Raw genomic sequence first — 20,870 nt, forward strand, 5'->3', positions numbered from 1 at the left:
ATGGACGTTTTGATGAAAACCTGGCTCTGGCTTCTCGCCCTGGTGTTGGTCACGGTGGCCTTGGCGCAGGGCGCGGGACCGCTGGTCGGCGCGGGACTGCTGGCGCTGGCGGCGCTGAAAGCCCGGGCGATCCTGGGACAGTTCCTGCACCTTGCCGGCGCGCCGGGCTGGCTGGCGGCGGTGATGACGCCCTTGCTGCTGTGGCTGGCGCTGATCGGGACGCTGAGCGCGCTCTAGCGCGACCAGGCATCGCCCGGATCGCCCTCGACCACCTCGCGCAGCGCCGGGATCGAGCCGATCTCGGCGCTGTTCTGGCGGATCTGCACGCCATGGTCGCGCAGCCGGGCAAAGGCGCGGCTCAGGCTTTCGGGCTTCATGCCCAAGCGCCCGGCAATCAGCGCCTTGTCATAGGGCAGCGTCACGGTGGCGCGGTCCTCGGCCCCTTCGGGGCACAGTTCCAGCAGGAAGCCCGCCACCCGCTGCGTGCCCGAGCGCGCCTTCAGCTCCTCGATCTGTTCGACCAGCGCCTGCAGGTGCTGGAAGGTCGAGGCGATGATCGAGATCGCCGCCTCGGGTCGCGATTTCAGCGCCGAAAGCAGCGCGTCCGAGGGCAGCGCGATCAGCCGGCAATCGGTCGAGGCCTCGGCCGAGACCGGATAGGCGGCGCGGCGCAGCGCGATCGGCTCGCCGAAACTTTGGCCGCGCGTCATCGTGCCCACCACCGCCTCGGTGCCGCCGGGCGACAGCCGGTAAAGCTTCACCCAGCCCTCAGCCACGATATGCAGGGCGCGGGCGATGTCGCCCTGGTAGAAGATCGGTGCGCCGCGCTGGTACTGCACCACCCGCGCCTGGTCCAGCAACTGCTCGGACAGTGCCGGGGGCATGGTCGAGAACAGCCGCGACTGGCTGGCGATCTGGCGCAGGGCCGGGGTCAGGGGCGCGGACATGGCATCACCATGGAAAAGGAATCTTTCGCAGCGGATCGAAAGGCCATGTTACGACAAGACGGCGGCCGCGGGCACCCGCGATCTGCCGCAGGTTGTCAGAACATGCCATGCGCCCCGCCCACGGCGCCGATCACGGCGACGAGGGCGACGGCCAGCAGCAGGTAATGCATCCGACCCAGCCGGTCGAAATCGCGCTCGGCCTGGGGCGAAGTCGCCATGCGGCGATGCAGGAACAGCGGCTCGATCACGAACAGCATGGCGGCGAAGACCAGCCAGACCGCCAGCATGGCGTGCATCCACCAGAAGGCGGGATCGGAAAAGCGTTGCCACATTTCGCCGCGCCAGGTCATCCACAGCCCGCTGGCCCCGGCCAGCGCCACCCAGAGCCGCGCCTGGGGCGAGAACCGGCCCTCGATGGCGTGAAAGGCGGCCAGCCGCTCGCCCGGCGGATGCAGCCGGCGGATCGCCGGGATCACCACCAGGGTCACGAAACCCACGCCGCCGATCCACATCAGCACCGCGACGACATGGACGATCCGCGCCAGGGTGAAATCGTCCATGCTGCGCTCTCCTCAGGCGGCCAGAAGCTCGTCGGCAGGGCCGAAGAACTCGTAATGGATGCGGTCCGAAGCCACCCCGGCCAGCGACAGCGCCGAGACGGCCGCACGCAGGAAGGGGCGCGGGCCGCAGATATAGTAATCCGCCGTGGCGGCCGGGGTATTGGCCAGCAGCCATTCCTCGGTGATCAGCCCGGCGATGTCATAATCGCGGCCGACGACCTCGCCCGCAAGCGGAGTCTGGTGGAAATCGGTCACCCGGACGTCCCTGCCCTGCGCCGCCAGGGCCCGGACATGGGCGCGCATGGCATGGGTGTCGCGGTCATGGGTGCCGTGGAGGTAATGCACCGTCACCTCGGACCCTTCGGCGACCAGCGATTCCAGCATGGCGACCATCGGCGTCAGGCCCACGCCCCCCGAAAGCAGCACCACCGGGCGCGTCGGCCGGCCGTCCAGGAAGAACTCGCCCGCCGGCGCCGCCACCTTCAGCACCGTGCCCGGCGCCTGCTCGTGCAGCCAGCCCGATGCCAGCCCCAGCGGCTCGCGCTTGACCGAGATGCGATAGGTTTCGCCGTTCGGTGCGGCCGAGATGGAATAGTTGCGCTTGGCCGCCGGATGGCCGGGGATCTCGAACCAGAAGGTCAGATACTGGCCGGGCTTGTGGTCCATCACCGGACCGCCATCGACCGGGCGCAGCACGAAGGACTTGATGACGCTGCTTTCGCGGATCACCTCCTCGATGCGGAAGTCGCGCCAGCCGTTCCAGCCGCCGGCGGCCTCGACCTGGGCACCGTAAAGCCGCGTCTCGCGGGCGATCAGGATATTGGCCAGGAACCAGTAGGCCTCGCCCCAGGCGGCCAGCACCTCGTCGGTCGCCGCCTCGCCCAGCACATGGCGGATGGCGCCCAGAAGCGCCTCGGCGACATGGGGGTAATGCTCGGGCAGGATCTGCAGGCCGACATGCTTCTGGGCGATGCGCTCGACCGCCGGGGCCAGCGCGCCCAGGTTCTCGATATTGCTGGCATAGGCCAGGATCGCCCCGGTCAACGCCCGCGGCTGGGCGTCGGCGGCACCGTGATGCGATTGGTTGAACAGATCGCGGATCGCCGGGTCGCGGAACATGCGGGCATACATCTCGTGCACGATCTCCATGCCATGCGCCTCGAGCGCGGGAACGGTGGCCTTGACCAGCGCGATGGTCTGGGCGCTGAGAGTCTGGGTCATGGGAATTCTCCTGTTCGGGGTTGTCGCGACGCGGGGTCGAAATCATGTATCCGCGATACATCTATCCTTGCGCCGGAAATCATGCAATTCCTGCGCATGTTTTCGGGAAGACGGAATGCGACTGACGCGATACACCGATTTTGCCATGCGGGTGCTGCTGTATCTGGGGCGGCAGCCGGACCGGCTGTGCTCGATCGCCGAGATCGCAAGAGCTTACGGAATCTCGCAAAATCACCTGATGAAGGTCATCAACGACCTGGTGAATGCCGGCTATCTTGCCAGCGTGCGCGGTCGCAATGGCGGCATCCGGCTGGCGCGTCCGCCGGCCGAGATCAGCGTGGGTGCGCTGATCCGTCACACCGAGGACGATTTCGATCTGGTGGGCTGCGCCGGATGCATCATCGCCCCGGCCTGCGGCCTGACCTCGATGCTGGACGAGGCGCTGCAAGCCTTCATGGCGGTGCTCGACGGCTATACGCTGGCCGATGTGCTGGCGCGACGCGGGGATTTCCTGCCGCTGCTGCATCCGACCGGCCGCGGGCCGGAGCAACCGGCCGGACCGGCCGGCTGAGCGGCGGGCGGTTCAGGCGGCGGCGCAGGCCGAGGCCGCCGCGCGGGCGGCGCGGCACCAGCGCAGGACGGCCTCGGGTTCCGGCGGCAGGGCATCGGCCAGGCCGCCGGCAAATTCCAGGAAGGGCGGCAGGTTCAGCCCGTTCACCCCGACCAGCACCGGCAGGCCGCGGGCCAGCGCCTCGGCGATGGTGCCGGCAAGACCCCTGCCCTCGGCCTCTTGCTTGCCGAACTTGTTGACGACCAGAAACTCGGCGCGGTCCAGCGCCCGCTCGGTCCAAAGCACCGAACGCTCCAGCGCTTCGGCATCCAGCCGGCAGCCGCGCGCCTCGGCGCCGCGGTCGACGCTGATGCGCACCGTCGGCCCGTCCGGCAGCAGCCGCAGGTCCATGTCGCAAAGCGGCCGGTCGTCGCGGTCGATATTGGTCTGCACGGTGCCGGCCAGCCGCAGGCCCTCGGCCTCGAGCCGGGCGACCACGCCGGCCAGCAGCGCGTCGATGGCGCCGCGGCCGGACAGGGTGACATAGCCCAGTTTCATCGGTCTTTCCTTTCGGCTTCCGCCGCCAGGCTCACGCCGCTGACCTCGGCCCGCGCCACCAGTTCGGCGGTGAAGGCGCGGCTGGCCACGACCCAGGCGGCTTTCTCGCGCGCCTCGCGCAGATGCGGCAACACCGTCTCGAAGGGCAGGATCGCGCCCCGCGCCTTGGCGTCCAGCCGGATCAGATGGAAGCCGTAGCGCGTCTCGACCGGCTGGGCCGAGATTTCGCCCTCCTCCATCCCGGCCAGCGCCGCCTCGAATTCCGGCACCGTGTCGCCGGAGCTGAGCTGCCCCAGCAGCCCGCCGTTCTGGCGCGAGGAACAGGCGCTGTTCTGCGCCGCCAGTTCGGCAAAGCGGCGCGGTACGCGGCGCAGCTCGTCCAGCAGCGCCAGGGCGGTGTCGCGCGCCACGGCCCGCGCCGCGGCGTCGCCCGCCGGGGCGGCGATCAGGATATGCGCCGCCTCGTAAAGCGAAGGGGCGCGGAACCGCTCGGGCGCGCCATCGTAAAGCGCGCGCAGGGCGAGCTCGTCGGCCGGCTCGGGACGGATGGCGGTTTCCAGAAGCTGGCGGATCATCGCCTCCTCCTCGGTCTCCCACTGACCGGGGGCAAGCTCGGCCGGCTCGGGTGCGATGCCCCGCGCCCGAGCCTCCTGCAGCAGGATCTCGCGCAGGGCCAGGGCACGGGCGGCGGCCTTCCAGGCCTGGCCCGGCTTGCCCTTGGGCGCCGGATGGTTCTGCGCCTCGGCGGCGATGCGCTCGGCCGGGATGGTCACGCCGTTGACCACGATCGGCGGCAGAAGCGGTTTCATCTCCATGGCCATCACTCCGCCGCCTGCGGCAGGGGCTCGGGCCGCTGCCGGGCCAGGTCATGCGCCGCGACCTTGCGGGCCAGCGCCTCGCGCGCCTCGGCGTCGCGGGGCAGCGGGCTCAGGCCGACGCCGCGCCGGGCGCCGCGTTTCGAGCGCACGATCTGGTAGCCGGGCCGCCACAGATAGCGCACCGGCGCCGAGAGCATGTGCACCAGCCGGGTGAAGGGGAACAGCAGGAAGATGGTCAGGCCCAGAACGATATGCACTTTGAAGATCCAGGACACATCCGCCAGATGCGCCGCCGGGTCCGTGCCGAAATAGACCACGCCCTGCGCCCAGTTCATGAACTTGACCATCTCGTGCCCGTCCAGATGCCCGGCCGACACGAAGATCGTCCCCAGCCCCAGCACCAGCTGCAGCATCAGCAGCGCCAGGATGCCGGTATCGGCCAGCGTCGAATTGGCCCGGATGCGCGGATCGGTCAGCCGGCGCTGCAGCAGGATCGCGCCGCCGACCAGCGCCATCAGGCCGGCGATGCCGCCGGCCGCCATGGCCAGGACCTGCTTGGCGCCGTGGCTGATCCCCAGCGCGTCGAAAACCGCGATGGGCGTCAGAAGCCCGACCAGATGGCCGCCCAGAATCACCAGCACGCCGACATGAAACAGCACCGAGCCGATGACGAACTGCCGGCGGCGCAGAAGCTGGCTGGACGAGGATTTCCAGGTGAAGGGATCGCGCTCGTACCGCACGATCGAGCCGAAGACCATCACGGTGATGGCGATATAGGGATATATTCCGAACAGGAAATTGTTCATCTCTTCCTCCTGTTAGCTGGCGGTCCGCGCCGGGTTGCGTTCCGGTGCGGGGTCCATGCGGGCAAGCAGGTCGCGGCTGACCGGGCAGCCGGCATTGGGATCGGGACCGAAGGTGACCTGCGCCTCGGCCCAGACCGCATCGAGGGCCTCCAGATCCTCGGGGTTGTCGTCCTTGCAGGCCAGAAGCGTCTGCACCTCCTCGGTATCGGGATCGGCGCCGGCGACCATGACCAATGCCTCGAGCACCGCGGCATAGGCGGTGTCGCGGCGCGTCAGCCGCTCGGCCAGCGCGACCAGGATATGGCCGGCATCGGCCAGCACCGCCTGCGCCTCGGCCAAGGGCCGGGTCGACAGGTATTCCAGCAGCACCGGCAGGTGGTCGGGCAGCTCGGTCCCGCCCAGATCCAGGCCGCCGGCGCGATACATCTCGAGCAGGTCGACCATGGCGCCGCCGCGGTCGCGGCTTTCGCCATGGATATGCTCGAACAGGTTCAGCGACAGGGTGCGCGAGCGGTCGAAAAGCAGGACATAGCGTTCCTGCAATTCGTAAAGGTCGCCGCGCGCCAGTTCGGCCAGCAGCGGCGCCAGCGCCTCCATGCGCTTGGGGCCCAGCAGCCCGTCGTCGCGCAAGGTCGCCTCGATGGCGGGGATCGCCTCCTGCAGCTCGGCCGAGGGATAGCTCAGCAGCAGCGAGAATGCCTTGAAGGTCTTCATGCGATGAACTCCTGCGGGCTGCGGAACTTCTTGCCCGAGAACAGCTTGCCGCTGCTGTGGCCTGACGAGCAGCCGTTGCCGTCGGTGAAGCTGCAGCCGCCCTTCAGGTCATAGGCATCCTCGACCAGCTCGCGATGCGTGGTCGGGATGACGAAGCGGTCCTCGTAATTGGCGATGGCAAGCAGGTGATACATCTCGTCGATCTGATGCGGGGTCAGGCCGACGCGCTTGGCGACGCCCAGGTTCACCACCCCGTCGACGGTCTTCGAGCGCATGTAGCTGCGCATCGCCAGCATCCGCTCCAGGGCCGAGGCGACCGGGGCCTCGTCGCCGGCGGTCAGCATGTTCGCCAGGTAACGCAGCGGGATGCGCAGGCTGCGCACGTCGGGCATGTCGTCCTGCGCGGCGATCTTGCCGGCCTCGGCGGCGTTCTGGATCGGCGACAGCGGCGGCACATACCAGACCATCGGCAGCGTGCGGTATTCGGGATGCAGCGGGAAGGCGATCTTCCACTCCATCGCCATCTTCCAGATCGGCGAGTTCTGCGCGCCCTTGATCCAGTCCTCGGGGACGCCCTCGGCGCGCGCTGCGGCGATCACCTCGGGGTCGTTCGGGTCCAGGAACACGCCCAGCTGCGCGTCGTAGAGGTCCATCTCCGACTCGGTCGCGGCGGCCTCGGCGATCTTGTCGGCGTCATAGAGCATCACGCCCAGATAGCGGATGCGGCCGACGCAGGTTTCGGAACAGACCGTGGGCTGGCCGCTTTCCAGGCGCGGATAGCACAGGATGCATTTTTCCGATTTGCCCGAGGACCAGTTGTAATAGATCTTCTTGTAGGGGCAGCCGGAAACGCACATGCGCCAACCCCGGCACTTCTCCTGGTCGATCAGCACCACGCCGTCGTCCTCGCGCTTGTAGATCGCGCCCGAGGGGCACGAGGCGACGCAGGCCGGGTTGAGGCAATGCTCGCAGAGCCGCGGCAGATACATCATGAAGGTATTCTCATACTCTCCGTAGATGTCCTTCTGCACGCCCTCGAAGTTGTAGTCCTTGCTGCGCTTCTCGAATTCGCCGCCCAGGATCTCCTCCCAGTTCGGGCCCCATTCGATCTTTTCCATCCGCTCGCCGGTGATCTTGGAGCGCGGCCGGGCGGTCGGGAACGCCTGCATTTCCGGCGCCGATTTCAGGTGGTCGTAGTCGAAATCGAAGGGCTCGTAGAAATCGTCGATCTCGGGCAGGTCGGGGTTGGCGAAGATATTGGCCAGGATGCGCCACTTGCCGCCCTGTTTCGGTTGCAGGTGGCCGGCGCGGGTCCGGGTCCAGCCGCCGTTCCAGCGCTTCTGGTTCTCCCAATCCTTGGGATAGCCGATGCCGGGCTTGGTCTCGACGTTGTTGAACCAGGCGTATTCGACGCCCTCGCGCGAGGTCCAGACGTTCTTGCAGGTGACCGAGCAGGTATGGCAGCCGATACACTTGTCCAGGTTCAGCACCATGCCGATTTGCGCACGAACTTTCATTCCGCTGCCTCCACTTTTTGGGTTGCGGCCCCGATTTCCAGGGGTTGGTCGAGCCAGTCGACCTGATCGAGTTTGCGGACGATGACGAATTCGTCCCGGTTGGCGCCCACGGTGCCGTAATAGTTGAAGCCGTAGGCCAGCTGCGCATAGCCGCCGATCATATGGGTCGGCTTCGGCACGATGCGGGTGACCGAGTTGTGGATGCCGCCGCGCTTGCCGGTGACTTTCGAGCCGGGCGTGTTCACGATCTTTTCCTGGGCGTGATACATGAACATGCTGCCTTCCTTGATGCGCTGGCTGACCACCGCGCGGGCGCTGATGGCGCCGTTGGAGTTGAAGACCTCGACCCAGTCGTTATCGACGACACCGGCCTTGCGGGCGTCGATTTCCGAGATCCAGACCACCGGACCGCCGCGGTTCAGCGTCAGCATCAGCAGGTTGTCGGTATAGGTCGAATGGATGCCCCATTTCTGGTGCGGGGTCAGGAAGTTCAGCACCACGTGCTTTTCGCTGGCGCCCAGCGATTTCGTCGCGGCATGACCCACGGTCTTCAGGTCCACCGGCGGCCGCCAGGTCACGAACCCCTCGCCAAAGGCCCGCATCCATTCGTGGTCCTGGTAAAGCTGCTGGCGGCCGGTGACGGTGCGCCACGGGATCAGCTCATGCACGTTGGTCCAGCCGGCATTGTAGCAGACCTCCTCGCTTTCGATGCCCGACCAGGTGGGCGACGAGATGATCTTGCGCGGCTGGGCAGCGATGTCGCGGAAGCGGATCTTCTCGTCCTCCTTGACCTCGGCCAGGTGCTTGTGGTCAAGCCCGGTCGCCTTGCCCAGCGCCTCCCAGGCCTTGACGGCGACCTCGCCATTGGTTTCGGGCGCCAGCATCAGCACCACCTCGGCGGCGTCGATGGCGGTGTCGATGCGGGCCATGCCCTGGGTCGGTCCCTCCTCGGTGACGGTGCCGTTCAGCGCCTTCAGATGATGCACCTCGGTCGTGGTGTCCCAGGCGATGCCCTTGCCGCCATTGCCGACCTTTTCCATCAGCGGCCCAAGCGCGGTGAAGCGCTTGTAAAGGTTCGGGTAATCGCGCGTCACCTCGATATAGGCCGGCGCGGTCTTGCCGGGGATCAGGTCGCATTGGCCCTGTTTCCAGTCCGCGACCAACGGCTGCATGATCTCGCCGGCGCTGTCGTGCTGCAGCGGCAGCTGCACCACGTCGGTCTCGACCCCCAGCACCTCGGGGGCGATGTCCGAGAATTTCCGGGCGATGGACTTGAAGATCTCCCAATCCGATTTCGACTCGTAAGCCGGGTCGACCGCCGCCTGCAGCGGGTGGATGAACGGATGCATGTCCGAGGTGTTCATGTCGTCCTTTTCGTACCAGCTGGCGGTCGGCAGGACGATGTCGGCATAGACGGCGGTGGTCGACATGCGGAAGTCGATGGTGACCAGCAGGTCCAGCTTGCCCTCGGGCGCCTGGTCGTGCCAGCGCGCCTCGACCGGCTTGACCCCGCCTTCCTCGCCCAGATCCTTGCCCTGCACGCCGTGATCGGTGCCGAGCAGATGCTTGAGGAAATATTCATGCCCCTTGCCCGAGGAACCCAGCAGGTTCGAGCGCCAGACATAAAGGTTGCGCGGCCAGTTCTCCGGCGCGTCCGGATCCTCGCAGGACATTTCCAGCCGGCCGGATTTCAGTCCGCGCGCGACGTAGTCCTTGACCTCGACGCCCTCGGCCCGGGCGGCCCGGCCGACATCCAGCGGGTTCTGGCGCAGCTGCGGCGCCGAAGGCAGCCAGCCCATGCGCTCGGCCCGGATGTTGTAGTCGATCAGGCTGAGCCGGTCCCAGTCGCCCTTGGGGGCGGTCGGCGACAGCAGCTCGCGTGCCGTCACCGTCTCGTAGCGCCACTGGTCGGTATGGGCATAAAAGGCGCTGGTCGAGTTCATGTGCCGCGGCGGGCGCGCCCAGTCCAGCGCAAAGGCCAGCGCCGTCCAGCCGGTCTGCGGGCGCAGCTTCTCCTGGCCGACGTAATGCGCCCAGCCGCCGCCGGACTGGCCGACGCAGCCGCACATCACCAGCATGTTGATGACGGCGCGATAGTTCATGTCCATGTGGAACCAATGGTTCATCGCCGCGCCGATGATGACCATGGACTTGCCATTGGTCTTTTCGGCATTGCTGGCGAATTCCCGCGCCACCTGAACGATCTTGTCGCGGCGCACGCCGGTGATCCGCTCGGCCCAGGCCGGGGTGAAGGGCACGTCGGCGTCATAGCTCTTGGCGACGTTCTCGCCGCCCAGGCCCCGGTCGAGGCTGTAATTGGCGCAGAGCAGGTCGAAGACCGTGGCGACCAGCGCCTGCTCGCCATTGGCCAGGGTCAGGCGCTTGACCGGCACATTGCGGGTCAGCACCTCGCCGCGATCGTCCACCGCGAAGCCGTTGGTCGCGGCACCGCCGAAATAGGGGAAGTCCACCGCCACCACGTCGTCGCGATCCTGGTCGAGGATCAGACTCATGCGCAGGCGGACCTCGTCCTCGCCGGCTTTCTGTTCCAGGTTCCAGCGCCCCTGCTCACCCCAGCGGAAGCCGATCGAACCGTTGGGGACCACGATGCGGCCGCTGGTCTCGTCGATGGCGACGGTCTTCCATTCGGGGTTGTTCGCCTGGTCCAGCGCGCCGTCGAAATCGCTGGCGCGCAGCTGGCGGCCGGGGACCAGCCGGCCGTCCTGATCGTCCAGCCGCACCAGCATCGGCATGTCGGAATAGCGGCGGCAGTAATCCTCGAAATATTCGGCCTGCCGGTCCAGGTGGAATTCGCGCAGGATGACATGGCCGAAGGCCATGCCCAGCGCCGCGTCGGTGCCCTGCTTGACGTTCAGCCAGATGTCGCCGAACTTCGCCGCTTCCGAATAGTCCGGGCAGATCACCGCCGACTTGGTGCCGCGATAGCGCGCCTCGGTATAGAAATGCGCGTCGGGCGTGCGGGTCTGCGGCACGTTCGAGCCCCAGAGCAGCAGATAGCCCGCATTGTACCAGTCGGCGCTTTCGGGAACGTCGGTCTGCTCGCCCCAGGTCTGGGGCGAGGCCGGCGGCAGGTCGCAATACCAGTCATAAAAGGACATGCAGGTGCCGCCCAGAAGCGACAGGTAGCGCGTCCCCGCCGCATAGGAGATCATCGACATGGCCGGGATGGGCGAGAAGCCGAAGACCCGGTCGGGACCGTATTTCCGGGCGGTATAGGCGTTGGCGGCGGCGGTGATCTCGGTCGCCTCGTCCCAGGTGGCGCGCACGAAGCCGCCCTTGCCGCGGATGCGGGTATAGCTTTCGCGCGCCTGCGGGTCGTTCTGGATCGAGGCCCAGGCCTCGACCGGCGCCATGGTCTTGCGCCGCTCGCGCCAGAGCCGCATCAGTTTGCCGCGGATCAGCGGCGTCTTCACCCGGTTGGCGCTGTAGAGATACCAGCTGTAGGAGGCGCCGCGCGCGCAGCCGCGCGGCTCGTGGTTGGGCAGGTCCGGCCGGGTGCGCGGATAATCGGTTTGCTGGGTTTCCCAGGTGACGATCCCGGACTTGACGTAGATCTTCCACGAACACGAGCCCGTGCAGTTCACCCCGTGGGTCGAGCGGACGATCTTGTCGTGCCGCCAGCGGGCGCGATAGGTGTCCTCCCAGTCGCGGCTTTCGATGGTGGTCTGGCCGTGGCCTTCCGCGAAGCGGTCCTTGCGCAGGCTGGTCAGGAAGTTCAAGCGATCCAGAAGATGGCTCATGGCTCTCTCCGTTATTTCCAGGCTATTCGGCGGGGGCGGCGACGGCCGCCCGCCCATGTTCGATGTCGTGCAGCAACCCGCCGCGGCGCGTGTAGACGCCCCAGGTGACGGCGATGCAGATGAGGTAGAAGATCAGGAAGCCCCAAAGCGCCGGACCGGCCCCGCCCGTAAGCTGGATCGAGCTGCCGAAGGCCTTGGGAATGAAGAACCCGCCATAGCCGCCGATGGCCGCGGTGAAGGCGATGATCGCGGCCGATTCCCGCTCGGACCGCCGGCGGCGCTCCTCGGCATCGGCTTGCGGGCAAAGCCGGGCGATCTCCTTGCGCATGATTACCGGGATCATCTGGAAGGTCGAGGCATTGCCGACCCCGCTGAAGAAGAACAGCGCCATGAAGCCCAGGAAGAACAGCATGAAGGAGGTGCTGCCCAGCCCCTGGATGATGACCAGGACCGAGGCGATCATGCCGGCGAAGACCCAGAAGGTGACGCGCGCGCCGCCCATCCGGTCGGCCAGCCAGCCGCTGCCCGCGCGGCTAAGCGCGCCGATCAGCGGCCCGAGGAAGGCGTATTGCAGCGCGTTCACCCCCGGGAAGGCCAGTTTCGTCAGCATCGGGAAGGCGGCGGAATAGCCGATGAAGCTGCCGAAGGTTCCGACATAAAGCAGGCACATGATCCAGTTGTGCCGGCGCGAGAAGATCACCGCCTGCTCGCGGAAGCTGGATTTCGCATCCGCCAGGTCGTTCATGCCCAACCAGGCGGCGGCAGTCGCCATCAGGATGAAGGGCACCCAGATGAACCCGGCGTTCTGCATCCAGACCTGGCCGCCGTCCGAGAGTTGCTGCGGCTGGCCGCCGAGCGCGCCGAACACGCCGGCGGTGATGATCACCGGCACCAGGAACTGCATCAGCGACACGCCGAGATTGCCCAGGCCCGCGTTCAGCGCCATGGCGTTGCCCTTTTCGGCGCGCGGGAAGAAGAAGCTGATATTCGCCATGGACGAGGCGAAGTTGCCGCCGCCCAGCCCGCAGAGCAGCGCCAGCACCACGAAGATCAGATAGGGCGTCTGCGGGTTCTGCACCGCATAGCCGATGCCCATGGCCGGGACCAGCAGCGAGGCGGTGGACAATGTCGTCCACAGCCGGCCGCCGAAGATCGGCACCATGAAGCTGTAGAAGATGCGCAGCGTCGCCCCCGACAGCGCCGGCAGCGCCGCCAGCCAGAACAACTGGTCCTGGGTGAACTGGAAGCCGATCGCCGGCAACCGGGCGATCACCACCGACCACACCATCCAGACCGCGAAGGCCAGGGTCAGCGCCGGGATCGAGATCCACAGGTTGCGCCGCGCGATGCGCTTGCCCTTGCCTTCCCAGAAGGCCGGATCCTCGGGGCGCCAGTCCTCGATCACCCGCGGCATCTCGGTCTTGCCGGGGGTATGGATCTCCTTCAGCTCAGGGAAGGCGGGCAACTGGTCCAGCGCCTTGCCCTGCGCCTGGCGTTCCATGGCGCGGACCGACATGTGCATCCAGGCCAGCGACACCATGACCACCAGCAGCAGCAGCACGAAACACGAGGTATAGACGCCGGTCAGGTCCAGCAGCGCGCCGAAGACGATGGGCAGGACGAACCCGCCCAGGCCGCCGATCATGCCGACCAGGCCGCCCACGGCCCCGACATGGTTCGGGTAATAGACCGGGATGTGCTTGAACACCGCCGCCTTGCCCAGGCTCATGAAGAAGCCCAGCGCGAAGATCGTCGCCACGAAGGGCCACAGGTCCATGCGGGTCGAGAAGGCGATGGCGCCGTCCTTGCCGTGGATGACGTAATCCGTCGGCGGATAGGACAGCATGAACAGGAACACGATCGAGAAGCCGAAGGTCCAGTACATCACCGTCCGCGCCCCGAAGCGGTCCGACAGCGCGCCGCCATAGGCACGGAACACGCTGGCCGCCAAGCTGAACGAGGCCGCGGCCATGCCGGCGGTGCGCACGTCGACGTCATAGACGGCGACCAGGTAATGCGGCAGCCACAGCGCCAGCGCCACGAAGCCGCCGAAGACGAAGAAATAATACAGCGAGAAGCGCCAGACCTGCAGGTTCTTCAGCGGCGCGAACTGCTCGGCCAGCGTCGGACCCTGCACGCCGCGCGCGCGGCGCTCGGCAAAATCCGGGTCGTCCTTGGCCAGCAGATAGAAGGCCACGCCCATCAGCGCGATGGCGGTGGCCCAGATCTCGGCCACGCCCTGCCAGCCCATGGCGACCAGCACGAAGGGCGCCAGGAACTTGGTCACCGCGGCGCCGACATTGCCCATGCCGAAAGTGCCCAGCGCCAGGCCCTGCTTTTCGGCCGGGAACCATTTGGACACATAGGCCACGCCGATGATGAAGGATCCGCCCGCCAGACCGACGCCCAGCGCCGCCAGCAGGAAGGTGGCATAGCTGTCGGCCAGTGTCAGCGCATAGGTGGCAAGGCCGGTCAGGACCATCTGCGCGGCAAAGACCAGCCGGCCGCCGTAACGCTCGGTCCAGACGCCAAGGATCAGCCGCGTCAGCGAACCGGTCAGCACCGGCGTCGCGATCAGCAGACCGTATTCGAACTCGGAGAGGCCCAGCTCTGCCTTGATGGTGATCCCGATGATCGAGAAGATCGTCCAGACCGCGAAACACAGGGTAAAGGCCAATGTGCTGAGCCACAAGGCGCGTTGCTGGTCGCTGCGGGACGGAATGGGATGTTCCGACATGACTTGCTCCTGATTCCCCGAATGCAGAGATGCCTGCGGGTTTCGGCAACAGCGGCACCATGAAAGCCCCCTCTCGAAACTTGACCTGAATCAATCCAGCGCCGGTTGCCGGGAAAATCGGACCGGAATTGCGTTATTCTGCTGTCGCGAATAACCGATACGCCTTCATGACTTGACGTTATCCGATCCTGTTCTTGCGCCATCTGCATTTATGGCTTATCAAAAATCAACTGATTTTGACCGGGACGACGATTCGTGCGCGACGAGGAAAAGCCAGCCATCCGCAATCTGCCGCTGTTCCGCTCGGTCGCGACCCCGACCTTCGAGGGGCTGATGGCGACCACCTATTCGCAGAGCTTCCCGCCGCAGCTTGAACTGTTCCGCCAGGGCGACCACCCCGATTTCCTGCATATCCTGGTCGAGGGCGCGGTCGAGCTGCACGCCGAATGGAACGGCCGCGACGCGGTGATGGCGGTGCTGCGCCCGGTCTCCAGCTTCATCCTGGCGGCCTGCATCCGCGACATGCCCTATCTGATGTCGGCGCGCACGCTGGAACGCTCGCGCATCCTGATGCTGCCGGCGGTCGACCTGCACGCGGCGATCCGGCGCGACCCGGAACTGGCGGCGGCGGTGATGACCGAGCTGGCCGGCAGCTATCGCGGCATGGTGCGGCAGGCCAAGAACCTGAAGCTGCGCACCGCCCGCGAGCGGCTGGCGGCCTGGCTGCTGAACCAGTCCCAGCGCGAAGGCGACGTCCCCAGCTTCGTGCTGCCGGTGGAAAAACGCCATCTCGCCTCGTATCTGGGCATGACGCCGGAAAGCCTGTCGCGCACCCTGGCGGCGCTGAGGAACGAGGGCATCGCGCTGGACGGCCCGCGCATCATCATCGTTGACCGCGCCCTGCTGACGCGTGCGGCAGGGCTGGACCCGCTGATCGACGATCTGGGTGCCGAGGATCCGACCGTCGAGGCGATGCTTCCGCGGCCGTCGCGATGACGGGCCGCGCTGGACAGCGCGGCCGGCGGCAAGCTAGACACGGACACCAACCAGGACAATCTCGGGGCGGCGCGCGCGATCCATGACCAACCAGGGCCGGAAACTGGAACAGGCGGCCAAGGCGGCGTGGCTCTCCTATGTCGCGGGCAAGACCCAGGACGAGATCGCGGGGATCATGGGCGTCTCGCGCCAGACCGCGCAGCGCCTTGTCGCGCAGGCGATGGCCGAAGGCATCGTCAAGATCCGCATCGACCATCCTTTCGCCCAGAGCATGGACCTGGCCGCCGGGATGCGGCGGAAATGGGGGTTGGAGCTGTGCGAGATCGCGCCGGCCGACGCCCCGGAATCCGGGGTGGCGCTGATGCTGGCCGATGCGATCGAGCAATGGCTGCGTCGGCCCGAGCCGCTGACCCTGGCCATCGGCACCGGCCGCACCCTGCGCAGCGCCATCGCGCAATTGCCGCATTTCGACTGCCCGCAGCACCGCGTCGTCTCGTTGACCGGCAATATCGCCCCCGACGGCTCGACCGCCTATTACAACGTGCTGTTCACCCTGTCCGACCTGGTGACGGCCCGCTGCTTTCCCCTGCCGCTGCCGGTCATCGCGCCCACGGTGCACGAGCGGCAGGCGGTGAACGGCCAGCCCAGCATCGAGCGGCTGATCCGCCTGTCGGCCGAGGCCAGCGTCGCCTTCGTCGGCATCGGCACGGTGAACGACCGCGCCCCGCTGATGCTGGACGGCTTCCTGTCGCGGCCCGACCTTGACGCGCTGGTCGCCGCCGGCGCGGTGGGCGAGATCACCGGCTGGGCCTATGATGCCCATGGCCGGCTGGTCGAGGGTCTCAGCAATGACCGCGTCGCCTCGGCGCCGATCCCGCCGCGCGAGACGACGCTGGTCATCGGCGCGGCGCATGGCGCGGAAAAGATCCCGGCCATCCGCGGCGCGTTGCGGGGCGGCTTGATCAGCGGGCTGATCACCGACGCGACCACCGCGGCGGCGCTGCTGAAGGACTAAGGCATATCCAGCAAAAGCGGATCCCGGCCTTGCGCCCGGCAAGGCGTATAAGCAAAAGCCAGAAGCCTACATCGCGGCGATCTCGGCCCGCTGCTGCTGCATCCGCCGGAAGATGCGCCAGTCGCGCTCGCGCCGGGCCCGGGCGGCGGGATCGGGGCGGGTGATCTCGGCCGGGTGCGAGAAGCGGGCGCGCGCCGCCACCAGCCCCCCCATCAGCGGCGCCGCGGCGGCGATGGCGGTGCCGCGCAGCACCGCGTCCTCGGGCTGCCAATGGATCTCGGCGCCGATGGCATCGGCATAGAGCTGGCGCAGCAGGGCCGAGCGCGCCTGCCCGCCGGCCATGGCCAGCGCGGCGGGGGCCAGGCCCATATGGGCGATGACCTGCCGGGTTCCCAGCGCGATCCCGACCGCCGCACGCCAGTAGAACCCGTCCAGCGCCGCGGGGCTGCCGTCCAGCGACAGGCCGTGGATGGTGCCGCGCATCAGCGGATCGGCAAAGGGCGTGCGGCTGCCCTTGAAATCGGGCAGAACGTGCAGCCCCTGGCCCGGCTCGTCCTTCGCCGCGGCAAGACGCGCCAGGATCTCGTCATGGCTGGCCGGGCGCGGATAGAGCCGGCGGATCCGCTCCAGCAGCGCGCCGGTGGCGGATTGCCCGCCCTCGCTGACCGCCTCGCCCGGCAGGATCGCGTCGGGATAGGGGCCCCAGAGCGCCGGCGCCGCCGCCAGCCCCGCCGCCATGACGCAGTTCGAGGTGCCGGCGATCAGCGCCGGCATGTCCGGCGCCGCGCCCAGCGCCCCGGAGAAAGCGTCGATCAGCCCGACGGCGACCAGCGTTTCGGGCTCCAGCCCCAGTTCGGCCGCGCCCCGCGGCGAAAGCGGGCCGATGCGGCTGCCCGGCGGCAGGACCGGGCCGGGGCGCGGGAAATCCGCGATGCCGATCCGGGCCAGCAGATCGGTCTGCCAGCCGCCCCGATCGGGCAGCCAGGGCCATTTCGCCGCCGCCGCGCAATGCGAGCGCACCTCGAGGCCGGTGGCGCGAAAGGCCAGATGGTCGCACAGGTCGCGCACCCCCTGCAACGCCGCCCAGATCTCGGGCCGGCGGCGCCTGAGCCACATCAGCTTCGGCGTCTGCATCTCGGGCGAGACCGAGCCGCCGGCCCGCACCACCACCTCATGCGCGATGGCGCCAAGCTCGGCCGCCTCGGCGATGGCGCGATGATCGTGCCAGGCGATCACGTCCGGGGCGAAGCCCGGCGCCTGGACCACCAGCGAACAGGTGGCGTCGAAGGCCAGGGCACGGATCTGCGCCGGGCTGGCGCCGGCCTGGCGCCGCGCCTCGGCCAGCGCCTCGGCCACCGCCTGCCAGATCTCGGCGAAATCATGCATGGCCTGGCGGTCGGGACCGGCGATGGTGGAAAAGCCGCGGCTTGCCCGCGCGACCAGTCGCCCCCCGGCGGTGAACAGCCCCGCCCGCGCGCGGGCCGAGCCCACATCCACGGCCCCGATCAGCAATTCGCCCACTCCCCCTCAGCGCAATCCGGCCAGAGTTTTGGGCAAATCCCGGGCATGGTCAATCAGCGCGTCCGGGTTTTCGGCGGCCAGCTTCCCGGCCAGCCGCGCCTGGTCGGCATGGCTGCCGCCCAGAAAGCCGATCACCCGCATCCCCGCGGCGCGGGCGGCGCGCAAGCCGGCCGGGCTGTCCTCGATCACCACGCAATCGGCCGGGGCAACGCCCAGATGCCCGGCGGCGAACAGGAACAGGTCCGGCGCCGGCTTGCCGTGCTCCACCTGGGTCGCCGAATAGACATGCGGGCCGAACAGCGGCGCCAGCCCGGTCAGCGCCAAAGACAGCGCCAGCCGGTCCGGCGCGCTGGACGAGGCCACGGCGCGCGGCCCGGATAGCTGCGCCAGCACCTCGACCATGCCAGGAATGGGCCGCAGATCGCGGCGAAAGCGCCGGGCCAGCGCCGCGGAAAAGCCGGGCAGCGCCGGGCCAAGGTCGATGCCGTAGCCGCGCGCCGCCTCGACGATGGTCGAGACCGAGCGGCCGAGGAATTCGTCATAGATGCGCGCGCTGGAGATCGGGGCGCCCAGCCCCTGCAGCAGGATCTCCAGCTCGGCCACCGCCAGCGGCTCGGAATCGACCAGCACCCCGTCGCAGTCGAAGATCAGCCCGCGCACCACCGCCTAACCCTTGAGATAGGCATCGAGCGTTGCGCGCGTGCCCTTGTCCCACAGCATCGCCAGCCAGCGCGCGAAGGGTTCGGCAAAGCGCGGATCGCGCCCCGTGGCGCCATAGATCTCGGCCATGCCGAGCCAGGCCGCGGGATCGTGCCGCGCCGCCTGCGCCCGGGGCAGCAGGCTGTCCCAGTTCGGGTCGTTCGGCTCGATCTCGGCGCCGCTGTCGGTCACGCCGGCGCAATAGCGGCACCACAGCGCCGATTCCAGCGCCAGCCCCTCGACCGGCAAGCCGGCCTGCAGCCGATGCGCGACGGTCGGCACGATGAACTTCGGCTGCCGGTTCGAACCGTCAAGGCAGAGCCGGCGCACCGTGTCGCCGATCTTGGGATTGGCGCAGCGCTCGGCCACCTTGGCGAAATAGGCCTGCAGGTCGGTGCCGGGCACCGGCGGCACGGCGGGGATGATCTCGTCGGCCTCGATCTTTTCCAGGAAGGCGCGGACCTGCGCGTTCGCCATCGCCTCATGCACGAAATGGATGTCGAGAAGGCCGGCCGGATAGGCGATCACCGCATGGCCGCCGTTCAGGATGCGGATCTTCATCAGCTCCCAGGGCGTGACGTCGGCGACGAATTCGACGCCGGCTTTCTCAAGCGGCGGGCGGCCGGCGGGGAAATTGTCCTCGAGCACCCATTGGATGAAATCCTCGCAAAAGACCGGGGCCTCGTCGGGGATGCCGAAATCCTCGCGCACCATGCGGCGTTCGCGATCGCTGGTCGCCGGGGTGATGCGGTCCACCATGGCGTTCGGGAAGGCGACATTGGCCGCGATCCACGCGGCCAGTTCCGGGTCCGACAGCCGCGCGGTTTCGGCCACCGCCTCGCAGGTGACCTTGCCGTTATGCGGGATGTTGTCGCAGCACATCACGGTGAAGGGCGGATGACCCGCCGCCCGCCGCGCCTTCAGCCCGGCGACGATCAGGCCGAATACGGTCTGCGGCGCCTCGGGATTGGCCGCATCCGCCGCGATGGCGGGATGCGCCCTGTCGAAATGACCGGTGGCGGCGTCGATGAAATAGCCGCCCTCGGTGATGGTCAGCGCCACGATGCGGATCGCCGGATCGGCCAGCGTGGCGATGATCCGTCCGTGATCGCCCGGCGCGATGTAATCCACGATCGGCCCCAGAACGCGGGCGTCCGAGCGATCAGCCGATTGCTCGACCAGCGTGTAAAGATAGTCCTGCGCGGCCAGCGTGTCGCGCATGCGCACGTCGCCCGGCATGACGCCGGCGCCAATGATGGCGAAATCCTGCGCCAGCCCCATGTTCATCAGCCGGTCCAGATAGGCGGCCTGATGCGCGCGGAAGAAATTGCCGACACCGAAATGCAGGATGCCGGGGCGCAGGGCGGCGCGGTCATAGCCGGGACCGGGCTGGTCCAGTTGCGCAAGCGTCTGGTTGGAAAGCCTGTCCATCTTGTCCCTCACAGCGCCAGACCCTGCCGGTCGAAGCGATAGACCCGGCCGTCCTGCGGGGTCAGCCAGATGCGGTCGCCGTGATGGACCGGGAACTCGCCCGCCGCCCGCGCGACGATATGCGGCCCGCCGTCCAGGTCGATATGCAGGAAGGTGTCCGAGCCCAGATGTTCGGCCACGCCCACCCTGCCGGCGAAAGCGCCGTCGGTGGTGGACATGGTGAAATGCTCGGGGCGCACGCCGATGGCATGGGCGCCCATGCGCTCCGCCGCCTCGCCCTCGATGAAGTTCATGTTCGGGCTGCCGATGAAGCCCGCCACGAAGCGGTTCGCCGGCTTGCGGTAAAGCTCCAGCGGGCTGCCCACCTGCTCGACCCGGCCGGCGCGCAAGACGACGATCTTGTCGGCCATGGTCATCGCCTCGACCTGATCGTGGGTGACATAGACCATGGTGGTGGCAAGCTTCTTGTGCAGCTCGCTGATTTCCACCCGCATGTTCACCCGCAGCGCCGCGTCGAGGTTCGACAGCGGCTCGTCGAACAGGAAGGCCGAGGGCTCGCGCACGATGGCCCGGCCGATGGCGACGCGCTGGCGCTGGCCGCCCGAAAGCTGGCCGGGGCGGCGGTCGAGATAGTCGGTCAGGTTCAGGATGCCGGCCGCGTGCTGGACGCGCCGCTCCTGCTCGTTCGCCGCCATGCCGGCCATCTTCAGCGGAAAGGCGATGTTCTTCCTGACCGACATATGCGGATAGAGCGCATAGCTCTGGAACACCATCGCCAGCTTGCGCCGGGCCGGCGCCGCCTGGGTCATGTCCTGCCCGTCGATGACGATCCGGCCCGAGGTGACGTCCTCGAGCCCGGCGATCAGCCGCAGGAGCGTGGACTTGCCGCAGCCCGAGGGACCGACGAACACCACGAACTCGCCGTCGTTGATCTGCAGATCGACGCCCGGAATGACCTCGACATCGCCGAAGGTCTTGCGAACCTGTTGAAGCGTGATGCTACCCATCATTCCTTCCCT

General features: G+C 67.9%; 18 protein-coding genes. 4 read left to right on the plus strand and 14 right to left on the minus strand.

All coding sequences use genetic code 11. The annotated features are described in order from the left end of the window. Positions 1 to 12: 12 nt before the first annotated feature. Complete coding sequence (locus tag NBE95_RS00260) at positions 13 to 237, plus strand: cytochrome C oxidase subunit IV family protein (protein ID WP_289893920.1); 225 nt, start codon at positions 13 to 15, stop codon at positions 235 to 237. Here NBE95_RS00260 and NBE95_RS00265 read toward each other — a convergent pair. The 3 genes from NBE95_RS00265 to hmpA form a co-directional block, all read right to left on the minus strand. Then, positions 234 to 947 carry a Crp/Fnr family transcriptional regulator gene (locus tag NBE95_RS00265; protein WP_289893921.1) on the minus strand — a complete coding sequence of 238 codons (714 nt, stop codon included), beginning with the start codon at positions 945 to 947 and terminating at the stop codon, positions 234 to 236. The genes NBE95_RS00260 and NBE95_RS00265 overlap by 4 nt on opposite strands. A gap of 95 nt (positions 948 to 1,042) precedes the next feature. Next, positions 1,043 to 1,507 carry a hypothetical protein gene (locus tag NBE95_RS00270; protein ID WP_289893922.1) on the minus strand — a complete coding sequence of 155 codons (465 nt, stop codon included), beginning with the start codon at positions 1,505 to 1,507 and terminating at the stop codon, positions 1,043 to 1,045. A gap of 12 nt (positions 1,508 to 1,519) precedes the next feature. Continuing rightward, a complete protein-coding gene (gene hmpA, locus NBE95_RS00275) occupies positions 1,520 to 2,728 on the minus strand; it encodes an NO-inducible flavohemoprotein (RefSeq protein WP_289893923.1) in 1,209 nt (402 codons plus the stop codon). 115 nt (positions 2,729 to 2,843) lie between these two features. On the opposite strand from hmpA, the gene NBE95_RS00280 reads away from it, so the two are divergent. After that, complete coding sequence (locus NBE95_RS00280; protein ID WP_289893924.1) at positions 2,844 to 3,299, plus strand: Rrf2 family transcriptional regulator; 456 nt, start codon at positions 2,844 to 2,846, stop codon at positions 3,297 to 3,299. A 12-nt stretch (positions 3,300 to 3,311) separates the two neighbouring features. On the opposite strand, the gene NBE95_RS00285 is transcribed toward NBE95_RS00280, so the two are convergent. Genes NBE95_RS00285 through NBE95_RS00315 form a run of 7 tightly spaced genes read right to left on the minus strand, consistent with a single transcriptional unit; the run spans position 3,312 to position 14,189 of the window. Then, complete coding sequence (locus NBE95_RS00285) at positions 3,312 to 3,836, minus strand: DUF2478 domain-containing protein (protein WP_289893926.1); 525 nt, start codon at positions 3,834 to 3,836, stop codon at positions 3,312 to 3,314. Further along, positions 3,833 to 4,651: a peptidylprolyl isomerase gene (locus tag NBE95_RS00290; RefSeq protein ID WP_289893927.1), complete on the minus strand. Its 819-nt coding sequence runs from the start codon at positions 4,649 to 4,651 to the stop codon at positions 3,833 to 3,835. The genes NBE95_RS00285 and NBE95_RS00290 overlap by 4 nt, the downstream gene beginning before the upstream one ends. 5 nt (positions 4,652 to 4,656) lie before the next feature. Continuing rightward, positions 4,657 to 5,460, minus strand: a complete 804-nt coding sequence (narI, locus tag NBE95_RS00295; protein ID WP_289893928.1) for a respiratory nitrate reductase subunit gamma — start codon at positions 5,458 to 5,460, stop codon at positions 4,657 to 4,659. A 12-nt stretch (positions 5,461 to 5,472) separates the two neighbouring features. Continuing rightward, positions 5,473 to 6,174, minus strand: coding sequence for a nitrate reductase molybdenum cofactor assembly chaperone (narJ, locus tag NBE95_RS00300; protein ID WP_289893929.1), 702 nt, complete (start codon positions 6,172 to 6,174; stop codon positions 5,473 to 5,475). Next, a complete protein-coding gene (narH, locus tag NBE95_RS00305; protein WP_289893930.1) occupies positions 6,171 to 7,691 on the minus strand; it encodes a nitrate reductase subunit beta in 1,521 nt (506 codons plus the stop codon). The genes narJ and narH overlap by 4 nt, the downstream gene beginning before the upstream one ends. Beyond that, positions 7,688 to 11,452 carry a nitrate reductase subunit alpha gene (locus NBE95_RS00310; protein WP_289893931.1) on the minus strand — a complete coding sequence of 1,255 codons (3,765 nt, stop codon included), beginning with the start codon at positions 11,450 to 11,452 and terminating at the stop codon, positions 7,688 to 7,690. The genes narH and NBE95_RS00310 overlap by 4 nt, the downstream gene beginning before the upstream one ends. A gap of 22 nt (positions 11,453 to 11,474) precedes the next feature. Then, a complete protein-coding gene (locus tag NBE95_RS00315) occupies positions 11,475 to 14,189 on the minus strand; it encodes an MFS transporter (protein ID WP_289893932.1) in 2,715 nt (904 codons plus the stop codon). A gap of 255 nt (positions 14,190 to 14,444) precedes the next feature. Here NBE95_RS00315 and NBE95_RS00320 point away from each other — a divergent pair, with 255 nt between their 5' ends. Both NBE95_RS00320 and NBE95_RS00325 read left to right on the plus strand, forming a co-directional pair. Beyond that, positions 14,445 to 15,185, plus strand: coding sequence for a helix-turn-helix domain-containing protein (locus tag NBE95_RS00320; RefSeq protein ID WP_289893933.1), 741 nt, complete (start codon positions 14,445 to 14,447; stop codon positions 15,183 to 15,185). Positions 15,186 to 15,267: 82 nt separating this feature from the next. Beyond that, positions 15,268 to 16,200, plus strand: a complete 933-nt coding sequence (locus NBE95_RS00325; protein ID WP_289893934.1) for a sugar-binding transcriptional regulator — start codon at positions 15,268 to 15,270, stop codon at positions 16,198 to 16,200. Positions 16,201 to 16,266: 66 nt separating this feature from the next. Here the strand turns inward: NBE95_RS00325 and NBE95_RS00330 are convergent, their stop codons facing one another. From NBE95_RS00330 to NBE95_RS00345, 4 genes are read right to left on the minus strand one after another with little or no spacing between them, the layout of a single operon-like run. After that, on the minus strand, positions 16,267 to 17,721 hold the full coding sequence (locus NBE95_RS00330) for an FGGY-family carbohydrate kinase (protein WP_289893935.1): 1,455 nt from the start codon (positions 17,719 to 17,721) through the stop codon (positions 16,267 to 16,269). Positions 17,722 to 17,727: 6 nt separating this feature from the next. Beyond that, positions 17,728 to 18,384, minus strand: coding sequence for an HAD-IA family hydrolase (locus tag NBE95_RS00335; RefSeq protein WP_289893936.1), 657 nt, complete (start codon positions 18,382 to 18,384; stop codon positions 17,728 to 17,730). Between the two features lie 3 nt (positions 18,385 to 18,387). Beyond that, positions 18,388 to 19,851: a mannitol dehydrogenase family protein gene (locus NBE95_RS00340; RefSeq protein ID WP_289893938.1), complete on the minus strand. Its 1,464-nt coding sequence runs from the start codon at positions 19,849 to 19,851 to the stop codon at positions 18,388 to 18,390. An 8-nt stretch (positions 19,852 to 19,859) separates the two neighbouring features. Beyond that, positions 19,860 to 20,858: an ABC transporter ATP-binding protein gene (locus NBE95_RS00345; RefSeq protein ID WP_289893940.1), complete on the minus strand. Its 999-nt coding sequence runs from the start codon at positions 20,856 to 20,858 to the stop codon at positions 19,860 to 19,862. Positions 20,859 to 20,870 lie beyond the last annotated feature (12 nt).

This window comes from Paracoccus sp. TOH (genome assembly GCF_030388245.1).
GTDB lineage: Bacteria > Pseudomonadota > Alphaproteobacteria > Rhodobacterales > Rhodobacteraceae > Paracoccus > Paracoccus simplex.

Bases quoted from the DNA above. Each gene is read 5' to 3' on its own strand.
- NBE95_RS00260 (WP_289893920.1), top strand. From the start codon at position 13: ATGAAAACCTGGCTCTGGCTTCTCGCCCTGGTGTTGGTCACGGTGGCC.
- NBE95_RS00265 (WP_289893921.1), bottom strand. From the start codon at position 947: ATGTCCGCGCCCCTGACCCCGGCCCTGCGCCAGATCGCCAGCCAGTCG.
- NBE95_RS00270 (WP_289893922.1), bottom strand. From the start codon at position 1,507: ATGGACGATTTCACCCTGGCGCGGATCGTCCATGTCGTCGCGGTGCTG.
- hmpA (WP_289893923.1), bottom strand. From the start codon at position 2,728: ATGACCCAGACTCTCAGCGCCCAGACCATCGCGCTGGTCAAGGCCACC.
- NBE95_RS00280 (WP_289893924.1), top strand. From the start codon at position 2,844: ATGCGACTGACGCGATACACCGATTTTGCCATGCGGGTGCTGCTGTAT.
- NBE95_RS00285 (WP_289893926.1), bottom strand. From the start codon at position 3,836: ATGAAACTGGGCTATGTCACCCTGTCCGGCCGCGGCGCCATCGACGCG.
- NBE95_RS00290 (WP_289893927.1), bottom strand. From the start codon at position 4,651: ATGGAGATGAAACCGCTTCTGCCGCCGATCGTGGTCAACGGCGTGACC.
- narI (WP_289893928.1), bottom strand. From the start codon at position 5,460: ATGAACAATTTCCTGTTCGGAATATATCCCTATATCGCCATCACCGTG.
- narJ (WP_289893929.1), bottom strand. From the start codon at position 6,174: ATGAAGACCTTCAAGGCATTCTCGCTGCTGCTGAGCTATCCCTCGGCC.
- narH (WP_289893930.1), bottom strand. From the start codon at position 7,691: ATGAAAGTTCGTGCGCAAATCGGCATGGTGCTGAACCTGGACAAGTGT.
- NBE95_RS00310 (WP_289893931.1), bottom strand. From the start codon at position 11,452: ATGAGCCATCTTCTGGATCGCTTGAACTTCCTGACCAGCCTGCGCAAG.
- NBE95_RS00315 (WP_289893932.1), bottom strand. From the start codon at position 14,189: ATGTCGGAACATCCCATTCCGTCCCGCAGCGACCAGCAACGCGCCTTG.
- NBE95_RS00325 (WP_289893934.1), top strand. From the start codon at position 15,268: ATGACCAACCAGGGCCGGAAACTGGAACAGGCGGCCAAGGCGGCGTGG.
- NBE95_RS00340 (WP_289893938.1), bottom strand. From the start codon at position 19,851: ATGGACAGGCTTTCCAACCAGACGCTTGCGCAACTGGACCAGCCCGGT.
- NBE95_RS00345 (WP_289893940.1), bottom strand. From the start codon at position 20,858: ATGGGTAGCATCACGCTTCAACAGGTTCGCAAGACCTTCGGCGATGTC.